This window comes from Paenibacillus lutrae (assembly GCF_009757775.1).
Taxonomy (GTDB): Bacteria; Bacillota; Bacilli; order Paenibacillales; family NBRC-103111; genus Paenibacillus_F; species Paenibacillus_F lutrae.
In genome coordinates this window covers 660,658-672,884 of the sequence record NZ_RHLK01000003.1, presented here as the reverse complement: position 1 = coordinate 672,884, position 12,227 = coordinate 660,658, and the positions used below count along the sequence as shown (strand labels likewise).

The 12,227-nt window shown below is 51.6% G+C and carries 12 protein-coding genes; 11 read left to right on the top strand and 1 reads right to left on the bottom strand.

The window, feature by feature from the left end; translation table 11 throughout:
• Positions 1-8: 8 nt before the first annotated feature.
• Positions 9-1,391 (top strand): UDP-N-acetylmuramate--L-alanine ligase, encoded by a 1,383-nt coding sequence (gene murC / locus EDM21_RS09110; RefSeq protein ID WP_157334778.1) that lies wholly within the window; start codon positions 9-11, stop codon positions 1,389-1,391.
• Positions 1,392-1,595: 204 nt separating this feature from the next.
• A complete protein-coding gene (locus tag EDM21_RS09105) occupies positions 1,596-3,365 on the top strand; it encodes an SPOR domain-containing protein (RefSeq protein ID WP_157334777.1) in 1,770 nt (589 codons plus the stop codon).
• A 170-nt stretch (positions 3,366-3,535) separates the two neighbouring features.
• Here the strand turns inward: EDM21_RS09105 and EDM21_RS09100 are convergent, their stop codons facing one another.
• Entirely contained in the window at positions 3,536-4,744 is a 1,209-nt protein-coding gene (locus tag EDM21_RS09100; protein ID WP_157334776.1) for an N-acetylmuramoyl-L-alanine amidase, read from the bottom strand.
• A 146-nt stretch (positions 4,745-4,890) separates the two neighbouring features.
• Between EDM21_RS09100 and EDM21_RS09095 the strand changes: the two genes are divergently transcribed.
• From EDM21_RS09095 to minD, 9 genes are all read left to right on the top strand, one after another.
• A complete protein-coding gene (locus EDM21_RS09095; protein WP_068774142.1) occupies positions 4,891-5,133 on the top strand; it encodes a DUF4321 domain-containing protein in 243 nt (80 codons plus the stop codon).
• A gap of 121 nt (positions 5,134-5,254) precedes the next feature.
• Complete coding sequence (locus EDM21_RS09090) at positions 5,255-5,881, top strand: Maf family protein (RefSeq protein WP_157334775.1); 627 nt, start codon at positions 5,255-5,257, stop codon at positions 5,879-5,881.
• An 88-nt stretch (positions 5,882-5,969) separates the two neighbouring features.
• The gene (locus EDM21_RS09085) at positions 5,970-6,404 is read left to right on the top strand and encodes an Rrf2 family transcriptional regulator (protein WP_157334774.1); all 435 of its coding nucleotides are present in this window, start codon (positions 5,970-5,972) and stop codon (positions 6,402-6,404) included.
• Between the two features lie 928 nt (positions 6,405-7,332).
• On the top strand, positions 7,333-8,022 hold the full coding sequence (radC, locus tag EDM21_RS09075) for a RadC family protein (protein WP_157334773.1): 690 nt from the start codon (positions 7,333-7,335) through the stop codon (positions 8,020-8,022).
• A gap of 146 nt (positions 8,023-8,168) precedes the next feature.
• Positions 8,169-9,200, top strand: a complete 1,032-nt coding sequence (locus tag EDM21_RS09070; RefSeq protein ID WP_157334772.1) for a rod shape-determining protein — start codon at positions 8,169-8,171, stop codon at positions 9,198-9,200.
• A 31-nt stretch (positions 9,201-9,231) separates the two neighbouring features.
• On the top strand, positions 9,232-10,116 hold the full coding sequence (mreC, locus tag EDM21_RS09065; RefSeq protein ID WP_338043950.1) for a rod shape-determining protein MreC: 885 nt from the start codon (positions 9,232-9,234) through the stop codon (positions 10,114-10,116).
• A gap of 2 nt (positions 10,117-10,118) precedes the next feature.
• Complete coding sequence (gene mreD, locus EDM21_RS09060) at positions 10,119-10,643, top strand: rod shape-determining protein MreD (RefSeq protein WP_068774147.1); 525 nt, start codon at positions 10,119-10,121, stop codon at positions 10,641-10,643.
• 81 nt (positions 10,644-10,724) lie between these two features.
• Positions 10,725-11,366, top strand: a complete 642-nt coding sequence (locus EDM21_RS09055; RefSeq protein WP_157334770.1) for a septum site-determining protein MinC — start codon at positions 10,725-10,727, stop codon at positions 11,364-11,366.
• Positions 11,367-11,432: 66 nt separating this feature from the next.
• Positions 11,433-12,227 carry a septum site-determining protein MinD gene (minD, locus tag EDM21_RS09050; RefSeq protein ID WP_157334768.1) on the top strand — a complete coding sequence of 265 codons (795 nt, stop codon included), beginning with the start codon at positions 11,433-11,435 and terminating at the stop codon, positions 12,225-12,227.

Below are 12,227 nucleotides of genomic sequence, written 5' to 3'. Positions count from 1 at the left end.
GAACGACATTGAATACTCTAGAACACGTACACTTTATCGGCATTGGCGGATACGGCATGAGTGCAATCGCTAAAGTGATGCTCGAAATGGGTTACCAGGTATCCGGCTCCGATCTTGCCCAGCAGGAACTGACCGAGAAGCTCAGAGCCAAGGGAGCCCGTGTGTTTATCGGCCACGAAGCGCAGAACGTAGAAGGCGCAGATCTGGTCGTATACTCCACGGCTTTATCCAAAGATAATGTGGAAATGGTTGCGGCAGGGGAATTGAACATTCCGATCATCCACCGTTCCCAGATGCTTGCAAGGCTCATGAACGAGCGCAAAGGGATTGCCGTTGCGGGTGCGCACGGTAAAACCACCACCTCTTCCATGATCGCACTCGTGATGGAACGCTGCGGAACCGACCCGACCTATATTATCGGCGGCGAAATCATGAACATCGGTTCCAATGCCAAAGCGGGCAAAGGCGACTATGTAGTGGCTGAGGCCGATGAGAGCGACGGCACTTTCCTGCAGTATCATCCGACCCTTGCCATCGTAAACAACATCGAAGCCGATCATCTGGAGAACTATGACGGGAATTTCGAGAATTTGAAGCTTGCCTATGCCCAGTTCCTGAGTCAGGTTCGTGAAGACGGCCGTGCGATTATTTGTCTGGACGATGAATATCTGCGCGCAATGGTGCCGCAAATCCGCAGCAAGACGGTTACTTTTGCAATCGACCGTGAGGCGGATTACATGGCCACGGATATAGAACTTGGCGATCGCAAAGTCGCATTCACCGTGCTGCGGGGAGGCGAGACACTGGGAAGGATGCGCCTGTCGGTACCTGGACGGTTCAATGTCTACAATGCGCTGGCCGCACTGATTGCTTGTATGGAATCGGGGCTGTCCTTCGAGCAGGTAGCCGCTGCCATTGAGGAATTCCGCGGCGCGAAGCGCAGATTCCAGGTGCTCGGCGAGGTGAATGACATTCTTGTCATTGACGACTACGCTCACCACCCGACAGAGATCGAAGCGACGATCAGCGCCGCCAAAGCAACCGGCAAACATCTTATTGCAGTGTTCCAGCCGCAGCGGTATACCCGCACCTTTTACTTATTCGAGCAGTTCAGTCATGCTTTTAAAGAAGCGGACGAAGTGCTTATTACGGATATCTACTCGCCTGCGGGAGAGAAGCAGATCGAAGGAATCACTTCGGAGAAGCTGGTCGAGATGATCCGTAAGAACAGTAATCCGAACGTTACTTACATCCCGACCCGCCATGAAGCGGAGGCTTATCTGACCGAACGCGTCAAGCCGGGGGATCTCGTGATCACGATGGGCGCAGGCGACATCTGGAAAACGGCCGATGGCCTAGCTAAGACGCTGCGTGCCCGTTACGAAGAATAGTCCGGAGATATCCCGGTCTACAAGTTGATTGTATACATCACTCGAAAGCTCTCCTGCATCTTCGGATGAAGGGGAGCTTTTTGTGTTTGCGGGATTCTGGGCGGCAGCGGACCGTAAATCTATCAAACTTGTGCAAAAGATAGGCATAATCTCCTTTTGCGGTTCATAGACTCATAGCAGAACGGTCATAAGGAGAGGAAGAGCATGAATAAAGCGAGAATCACGTACCGGATGGATGATGGGGATGACCGCCCGGAACATAAAGACCATAGATCAGGCAGCAAAATTATACCTCTGACAAGAGAGGAGTTCTCCGTATCCGAAACGCTTTGGAGGGAGGATAATACGGCATCACCGGACGCGGGAGGCGGGCACCGTGGTGCTAAGACCGGTAAACACAGGAGAGAACCTGCGGATGAGTATGAAGGGTTGAATGAATTTACTTCCGACTTTGGATCCTGGCAGAGCCCTTTTGATGAGGAAACAGAACGTATCGCCCGGCTCATTCGCGAATCTAACCCTGCGGATCAAGGAACGCAGGATCATGGGCGGGGAAGAACTCCTACTTCCGTAGAGAAGCCGGGGCTGTCGGGAAATAAAGATCCGGTCTCGATGGGGGAAAGGGATGAATATGCTGCTGGTGACAGAAAGCCGGAATTCGGTACGTACGAATGGGAAATGGAGCAGAACTATAGGGATGGTTCTGAACCTGTCTCTTCACGCCAAGAGGCTTCTCATACGCAAGATAGAATAGAAGGCAGCAGCAGAGGAGCGGCCCCAGATTTTATTTATCCGGTCAAAGAGAAGAAGATCAGGGAAGAGAACACGGAGTTAGCGCCATCTTATCCGCCGGAAGCCGTTGATGAAGATCATGAACCTGATTCATATAGGGGAAATAGACGGGATTTGCAGCTTGAAAAGCATGAGCTTCATAAAGAGGGTCACCGCCGTCCCGTTCCGTACGAAGAAGTTCAAGAACGGGGTCCCGTTTATGAAGATCCGTACAACCGGCTGCACTGGGATGAACCGGGAACTGGGGGAGTACGCTATGCCCGTTCCGGTGACAGAGGAGGGTGGCTGAAGGTGGCGACGTCCGTAGCGGGCGCGCTTGTAACCGGCGCAGCTTTTGGCTATTTTGTGTTATCCATGTTCTCGGGAAACGGTGAGAAGCCGATCTCTATCGACGTGGGCCAGTCTGCGGTCGTAACCTCTCAGCCGGACAGCGGCGTCACCACGCCGACGCAGAAGCCGGAAGACCCCGCAGCCCTTCCCGGCGTCACGGCTCCGGCCGTGGGGGGTGCCGGCACAGCATTGACGCCGGTAGGCGGCAGTTCCGCTGCTGTGTCTATCCCGGCGCGTTCTTACACGGTGCTGCAGCATGGCATCTTCAGCACACCGCAGAGCGCGGAGACGGCACGCTCCGACGCGCGGAGCAAGGGCGCTGCAGCGGTCGCGGAGCCCGGGGCCAAGACGACGGTGTACGTCGGTGTCGCCGGGAGCAAGGAGGACGCCGCCAAGCTGAAGAACGCTCTTGCCGCAAGGAAGGTGGAGGTCTTCGCGAAGCCGCTCGACCTTCCTGCTGTCGGCAAGGTGTTCTGGAAGAGCGGCAGCGCCCAGCCGCTCGCGGATTACCTCGCGCAGGGCGCGAAGCTGGCGGGCATGGCCGGCAGTCTCTCCGCAGCGGAGCTGGCGGAAGCGGCCCCTGGCGCGCTCGATGCGGCGTCGCTGCAGCAGCTGACTGCCGCCCGGAGCACATGGGCGTCACTGCAGCCGGCGGTCGGAGCCGGCATCCCCGACGCGGCCAAGCCGCAGATCGACGCGATGAATGCCGCTCTCGGCCGGGCGGTGGCAAAGCTCGGCGACTATGCGAAAGCGCCGGCTGCCGGCCTTCTTGCGGAGGCGCAGGAGGCGCTGATGCAGTACGTCATCACCGAGAAGCAGCTGATGAAGCTGCTGACTGCATCTTCGGCTTAACGGGGGCCGTTTATCCGCTTAAGAGAGGCTTAAGCGGAATTAAGCAGCAGCGAATTACACAGCGCACAGTGCTGCAGCGGCCAGAACCAAGAAGAGCCGTCAGACTTGCTTCTACATCAAAAAAGCAACGCCTGGTCTGTTTATGTCCAGGCGTTGCTTTTTGCTGTATTCTATGGCTGATTCGCAGCGTATCGGTCCATCATTGCGGCAATTTCCGCTCTGGATATGTAACGGTTCGGTTTGAATTCGGTGTTGGTCACGCCATCAATGATGCCTGATTTTTTAAGCGTAAACACGGCAGGCGCGTACCAGGCGGAAGCCGGCACATCATTGAAAACAAAGCTGCCGCTCGGCGGCGTCTGGGTAGGTACGCCGGTCATTTGCCGAAGCCGCTGAAAAACGGCGGCAACTTCTCCGCGCGTAATCGGCTGGTTCGGACGAACCGTGTGGTCCTCGTATCCGTTCAGCAGCCCGAGACGGACGGCTTTGGACATGACTGTGTAGGACCAATGATTGCTTTTTAAATCGCTGAAGACAGGCACTTCGTTATCAGGACCGTCTGCAGTCAGGCCGTCAAGATGGAAGACTCTGTCCATCACGGTCACGAATTCGGCACGTGTCAACGCGCGGTTGGGTTCGAACAGATTTCCGATTCCCTCCATCCAGCCCTTGTTCTTCATGCGCAGGATAGCGTCTTTAGCCCAGTGAACGGACGTATCTGCAAAAACAGGCGGCTGGAACTCGGCGATGCCGTCCGCAATCGCTTTGGCCATCTTCTGGCGGAAAGCGGAATCTGCAAGCATTGCCGCTTCCTTGGAGTTGCTCAGAAATGCTGTCTCGACCAGCACGCTTGGAATCGTACCCTTCCGGACAACATACACCGCGCTCGGGACTAACCCCTGGTCCTTAAGGCCGGTCTGCTTCAGTACGGAGTTCAGTACTTTTTGCGCGAGCTGCTTGCTGTAAGGTGTGAGTGCTTCCATCTCAGGGCTGGCAGGATAACTTGCCTGCGGATAGGCGCTGTCATAATAGAGCACTTGCGAACCCCCCGGTGATGAGCTTGGATTGGAATTCGCATGCACGGAGACGAGAATATCCGCTTTTTGGGCATTTGTGAATTCAACCCGGTCGGCAAGTGCCAAGTATCGGTCGTCCGATCGCGTCATGACCACTTGGATTCCTTTTTTTCTCAGTTCATCCCGGAGTTTCAGTGAAATATCGAGATTTACCGTCTTTTCTTTCAAACCGTTTACACCGATGGCTCCCGGATCGCTCCCTCCATGGCCGGGGTCTACTACTACTTTGTAGGCCATAGCTTCATAAGGGAAAACGAGCAGTAGCACAAGGGTCAGCCACAGGAGTTTGCTGCTTTTTCCCATCTGAAAATCCCCTCCCGTTTCCAATTGTACAGGAACTTACCAATGCCGTAAGCAAGAAATATGTTACAAATTGTTGTTTTCTTGGATTGAACGTAGTCAGGAGGTTCCGTATAATTATGGGGAAACAAGGGAAGAGAGGGTAATGGATGAAGAAAAATGGCTTCACCCTGATCTTATTTCTGATCATCGGTCTCATTGTCGGCATCATAACGGGGCAGCTGCTGGCTCCTGTCAAGGCCCTGTCATTCCTCACCCAATCGACAAGCATTGTTTGGCAGCCTCGTGCAGACCTCCAGGTGATCAGTTACGACATTAATCTTCAAATCAAGCTGAATTTGTGCAGTATCCTCGGACTGGCTGCTGCCTTTTGGCTGTACCGCAAAGTATAGGCGATAGATTGGTGTTTCTCCGTTAATCGGCTTACAAGGCCGCTTTCGCGCGTCAGGCAGCCTAAGAACATTTTCAGGTTGCATGTATTTACTTGTCACAAATTTCGGGAGGCTTTAGTTCATGGATAACATGCAGACACCAACCAGTACGACCATACCCCGGATCATTTTGGCTTCTTCCTCGCCCCGGCGGCAGGAGCTGTTAAAAGGAATGGGGCTTACGTTTGAAATCGTAGTAAGTGATGTTGACGAAGGTGTCACTCCCGAGCTGACTCCGCCGCAAATTGTAGAGGAACTCGCACTCCGCAAAGCAGAGGCTGTCTCCGGGCGTTTCCAATCCAGTCCACACGACCAGGAGACTGTTGTCATCGGATCGGACACCATAGTGGTACTGGAGGGGCAGGTGCTGGGCAAGCCTGTGGATGAAGAGGATGCTTTCCGGATGCTTTCTTCCCTTCAAGGAAGGACGCATGAGGTGTACAGCGGGGTAGCTTGTCTTCGTGTGAACGGGAGCATACGTGAAGTACGCCATAGAAGAACCAGCGTACAAATGAAACCGATGGATGCGGGCCAAATCCGGCGCTACATCGCCACGGGAGAACCTTCGGATAAAGCGGGTTCGTATGGAATTCAAGGAATTGGCGCTACATTGATAGAAGGAATCGAAGGGGATTATTTCAATGTGGTAGGCTTGCCGGTCTCCCTGCTGAGCGACATGCTCATCCCTTTTGGGATTATGGTCCTATAAAAGCCATGCGAAGTCGTTCCGGCCGTTTTCAAGATCCCCCGCTTCTGGTACAATAAGGAGGACATCAGGAGAAGGAGGTGCTTTTGTCATGAACAGTGAGTTTACGATCGCGGTTCACAGTCTGGTGCTCCTGGCCCATCTGCCGGAACATATGGCTTCTAGTGACGATATCGCCCTTAATGTTTCGACACATTCTGCGCGTATCCGTAAAATTATGGGCTGTTTGCGCAAAGCAGGATATGTCCGGACCAAGGAAGGCTGCGGGGGAGGGTTTATCCTTAACTGCGACCCGGACCTGATTACTCTGGGGGACATTTATACGCTGACTTCCCTGGGGACACTCAAGCCCCATTGGTGCTCAGGCAATGAAGATAACGATTGTGTTATTTCTGCTAATATGCAGAACGTTATGGATGAAATGCTCGATGGAGCTGAACAGAATATGATTCACTATCTCAAAGGCGTTACGATTGGAAGTATGCTTCGCAAGTTAAACCAATCCGAGAAGAACGCAGTGTTATAACCAGTGCCTGCCGTTATTTCTGGAATCTTCTGACTTAACGAGCGGGCACATGCTGTATGCCTGCTCCTGTCAGGCAGAGGCAGTTAGCCTTCCGTATGCAGCTCCCCTAACAAATCCATCTGGTAATTTTGACCAACTCAAACGACCTAACCCCAACTCGAACCTAACCCCAACGAACCTAACCCCAACGAACCTAACCCCAACGAACCTAACCCTAACGAACCTAACCCTAACGAACCTAACCCTAACGAACCTAACCCCAACGAACCAAACCCTAAACTCAAACCTAAACCTTAACTCAAAACCCAAACCCAAACCCAAACCCAAACCCAAACCCAAACCCAAACCCAAACCCAAACCCAAACCCAAACCCAAACCCAAACCCAAACCCAAACCCAAACCCAAACCCAAACCCAAACTCAAACTCAAACCTAAACCCAAACTCAAACCCAAACCCAAACCCAAACCCAAACCCAAACCCAAACCCAAACTCAAACCTAAACCTAAACTCAAACCTACACTCCAGTAATAAGACTGTTCTCACAAAATACCCACACAATAAGCTTACAGAACACAGTTAGCTGCGACTACGCTGCACCAGGCGTAAGGAAATTTCCTTCCAATCGTTATCTTCCAGGCATTGTGCCTATAGACTGGAACCGGCACATTTTTCTCAGTCCCCTCTCCAAAAGCAATCTCACACGGCAAAATGTCCCGTTTCTATAGGCGGCACAGCAATAAGATAGATTCATGCTGCAGACTTTCATGCGGCTTGCTTCGTCATTACATAGAAGCCCCTGCAAGTTTTCTCTCTTCCTTTGGTTCGTTCTTTTTATCAAAAGAATATTTTATGGCCCGGATACATAGAGAATCCCGGCTTAGGGAATATCAGGAATTTTGTAAACTACATACCGGAAGAAGGGAATATATGATATCATCAATTGTCACCTTGCGCGAGATTCCGTCCGAAGAGAGGCCGCGCGAGAGAATGATGCAGGTAGGGGCCTCATCGCTCAGCAGCGCGGAGCTGCTCGCTATTCTGTTGCGTACCGGGACTTACTCCGAATCTTCACTTGGACTGGCCCAGCGGATATTGTCGGAAAGCGGCGGGTTACGCGGGTTAGTTGAGACCAGCAGAGAGGAACTCACCCGGATCAAAGGCATCGGCGATGCCAAGGCGCTGCAGATCATGGCAGGAATTGAGCTCGGCCGCCGAATTTCGCGGACCCGGATGGATGAGACGACGACAGTGCGCTCTCCATTTGATGTTTTTGACTTGCTGAAGGATGAATTGCGATATTTGCAGAAAGAACATTTCGTTTGTTTGTTCCTCAATACCAAGAACCACATCATCGGCAGAGAAACGCTGTCTATCGGCACTCTGAATGCCTCCATTGTACACCCGCGGGAAGTTTTCCGGGCTGCCATCCAGCGCAGCAGCGCCTCTATCGTATGCGTACATAACCATCCCAGCGGGGATCCTACGCCAAGCCCACAGGACATTGAACTCACTCACAGGCTGATCGAAGCAGGCGGAATTATCGGAATTGATGTACTGGATCATGTGGTCATCGGTGACGATCGCTACGTCAGTTTGAAGGAGCAAGGTCATATGTAATATAATAGAGATTATGTTCGAGAAAGACCCCTAATTTCGACAATGAATACGAAAACTATGACGAAAACAATAAACCGTCGGTATTTTGCTGCCTGTTGAGCAGCTAATCAGAGAGAAGATGGATTTTGGGAAGGAGCCGTTTTATTATGTTCGGAGGCTTTACAAAGGATTTAGGTATCGATTTGGGTACTGCCAATACATTGGTATATTTAAAAGGAAAAGGTATCATTGTGAGGGAACCGTCGGTCGTTGCGATTCGTACGGATACCAAAACTATTGAGGCTGTCGGCGACAATGCCAAGAAAATGATCGGCCGGACTCCGGGCAACATCCGTGCGATTCGTCCGATGAAAGATGGCGTTATTGCCGATTTTGAAACAACCGCAACAATGATCCGTTATTTCTTGCGCCAGGCGCAGAAAGACCGCTTTATGTTCCAAAGACATCCTAACGTGATGGTTTGCGTACCGTCCGGCATTACCGCAGTAGAAAAGCGCGCGGTAGAAGATGCTACGAAGCAGGCAGGCGCACGCGATGCCTATACCATCGAGGAACCTTTTGCTGCGGCTATTGGCGCAGATTTGCCGGTTTGGGAGCCGACCGGAAGCATGGTTGTGGATATCGGCGGCGGTACGACCGAAGTGGCCGTAATTTCCCTCGGCGGTATCGTAACGAGCCGTTCTATCCGGATCGCCGGTGATGAAATGGACGAAGCGATTACCCAGTACATCAAGCGCACGTATAACCTGATGATCGGTGAGCGGACTGCAGAGACGCTCAAAATGGAAGTAGGTTCCGCGCTGCCGATGGAGCAGCCTGAATTCCTTGAAATTCGCGGCCGTGACCTCGTTACAGGCCTGCCCAAGACAATTTCCGTCACTTCAGACGAAATTACAGATGCTTTGACAGACACCGTCAACGCCATTATTGACGCGGTCAAAGTAACTTTGGAGAAATGTCCGCCGGAGCTTGCCGCAGACATCATGGACCGCGGCATTGTGCTGACAGGCGGGGGCGCTCTGCTGCGTAATATGGATAAGCTCCTTGCAGGCGAAACGGGAATGCCTGTCATTGTGGCCGATAACCCTCTGGATTGTGTAGCCATCGGTACGGGTCGTGCACTCGACCATATTCATCTGTTCAAAGGCGCAAGATCTGGCGCCAAGTACAGACGTTAGTCTAATCGCGACGACGTGAGAAGGTGCTGAATTGTTAAAATTCATGGGGAACAAAAGACTGATCGTGCTAATGCTGGGACTCATCTGTTTTTTTATTCTGATGGGTCTTACGCTTAGCGGTCGGACTAGTTTTTACTGGCCGGAGAAATTTTTGAAAGACTCGATCGCTTGGACACAAAGCCTGTTCTACCGACCGGCTGCCAGTGTCTCAGGCTTCTTCGAAGACGTGAGCAAACTTAAGACCATTCATGAGGAGAATCAGATCCTTAAGAAGCGGCTTACCGATTACGCACTGGCTACCCAGCAGCTGAATTCGCTGGAAGACCAGAATAAGCGATATAAAGAAGCTTTGGAATTTACAGAGCGGCAGAAACAGGTATCGAACTACCGGTACCGCATTGCGGATGTGATAGCTGCAAGTCCCGATCCTTATAACGGGACGATTACCGTTAATCTGGGTGAGAAAGACGGGATCAAACCGAATATGGCCGTTATGAACGTGGACGGTATGCTCGGCAGGGTTCTGACCGTTACCGAGTTTACCTCTAACGTACAGCTTCTTACCGATCTTAGCGATACGCAAGCGAACAAATCCAAAGCAATTTCCGCTACGGTTAAAGGAAAAGAGTATAAATCTGGTCAGAACCAGGGCTCCTATGGAATGATTCAATCCTTCGATAAGGAGAAAGGCCTCTTGATCATGAATCAGGTAGATGTCAATGACAGGCTTGAAATTGGGGATACCGTAATCACATCGGGCCTGGGCAAAGTATTCCCGAGCGGAATTCCTGTCGGAACGGTTGTTTCCCGTGAACCCGGAGACTTCGGCATTACGCACAAAGTCGCTGTGAAGCCTTTCGCCGATTTCCGGCACATCTATGAAGTGTTCATTGTTGAAGTGCCCGAGGTGAAATGATCATGATTCGTAACTCGCTCTGGCTTATTTTAATGGGACTGCTTATTCTGGAAGGGTCTCTTATTCATTGGCTTATCCCTCAGAACTGGCAGGATATCGTTCAGATTTCTTCTAATTTTATGCTTATTATTATTTTGTACATCGGACTTTATTTAAACCGGCATTCGGCCCTGCTCTATGGTCTAGCCTTCGGTATGCTTCATGATTTTGTTTATTACGGACATATTCTCGGCGTGTATTCTTTCGGCTTCGGCTTGATTGGCTATATTGCCGGAATGATGCCCCGGAGGCAAAGCGGCCTGATCCTGTCTACCTTATTGATGATGGGGATCGGGGTGCTGCTGTTCGAACTGACCAAGTATGGGGTATATCGCTTATTTGATGTTATGAACATGGACTTTGAATTTGCATTTACCCATATTATGCTGCCGAGCGTGTTATTCAATATGCTTTTTGCTCTTGCGGTGTATATTCCGATGCGGAAGCTGATGGAAGCCCTGCAGGGTCAGAAGGTTCAGGCGGATTAATAAATTTGCCTGTGGAATGCGCCCCGGCAGGAGAACACAGCCTGCAAGCCGAATTGTATGGGGTGGGAGGTAGGAACGTTTATGACGGCTGGCAAACATCATGTGATTATTAAGGGAGTCAAAGACGGCCTAAACTTTCTTCTCGATGATTCTTGCGAGCTGGCGGCTGTTCTGGATGAATTGCGGCATAAGCTGGAAAGCACCCATGACCGCATATTGACCGGCCCCATCGTGCATGTCCATGTAAGACTAGGCAGGCGCATTGTCAGCGATGAAGAAAAAGAGGAAATCCGGGCTATCATCGGACAGAAGGGCAATCTTCTTATACAATCGATTGAATCCGATGAACCGGAGCCGCTTGCCGGAACCGCAGCGCCGATCACCGTCCTTAAAGGTATGATCCGGTCTGGACAGACTTTGCAGCACGATGGGAATCTTCTTTATCTGGGAGATGTGAATCCTGGGGGTACTATCCTGTGTACCGGCAGTATTTACATAATGGGCTCACTCAGAGGTATGGCCCATGCCGGGTTGGATGGAGATGATACAGCGATTATCGCGGCTTCTCATATGCGTCCGACTCAGCTGCGTATTGCGAGTGTAATTAGCCGACCTCCGGATGAATGGGGGTTCCAGGAAGCTTTCATGGAATATGCCTGCATCAAAGACGGTCATATGGAAATCGACAAATTGAATGGAATGCACCGCCTGGTGCTTGCATAGAACAAAGACGGACCGCATAAGCGGCCGTCTTGTACGCAATAATCGTATCGCTGAGGAGTGAATACCATGGGAGAGGCAATCGTCATTACTTCCGGAAAAGGCGGCGTCGGCAAAACGACCACGTCGGCTAATGTAGGGACCGCACTCGCTCTGCAGGGCAAGAAAGTATGTATGGTCGACACGGATATCGGGCTGCGCAACCTGGACGTTGTCATGGGACTGGAGAACCGCATTATCTATGATCTGGTGGATGTCGTTGAGGGACGCTGCAGGCTGCCCCAAGCACTGATCAAGGACAAGCGTTTCGAAGAATTATATCTGCTCCCTGCTGCGCAGACCAAAGACAAGCATGCGGTTTCCCCGGAGAGCGTAAAGGATATCATACTTGAGCTTAAGAAAGATTTTGATTTTGTAATTATCGACTGCCCTGCCGGAATCGAGCAGGGTTTCCGCAATGCCGTTGCCGGTGCGGATAAGGCGATTGTCGTGACCACGCCGGAGAATGCGGCCGTCCGCGATGCGGACCGTATTATCGGACTGCTCGAGAATGAGAAGATTCATGCTCCTAAGCTTATCATCAACCGCATTCGTCACAACATGGTCAAGAAGGGCGAAATGCTGGATATCGATGAAATTTGCTCGGTACTCGCGATCGACCTGCTCGGGATCGTACCGGATGACGAGCATGTAATCAAAGCTGCTAACGCCGGCGAACCGACCGTTATGAATCCGACTTCACGCGCTGCAATTGCTTACCGCAATGTGGCCCGCCGTATACTAGGGGAATCGGTACCGTTAATGCCGCTTGAGCAGAAACCCGGTATGTTCACCAAATTAAAACAGTTTTTTAAATTAGGATGA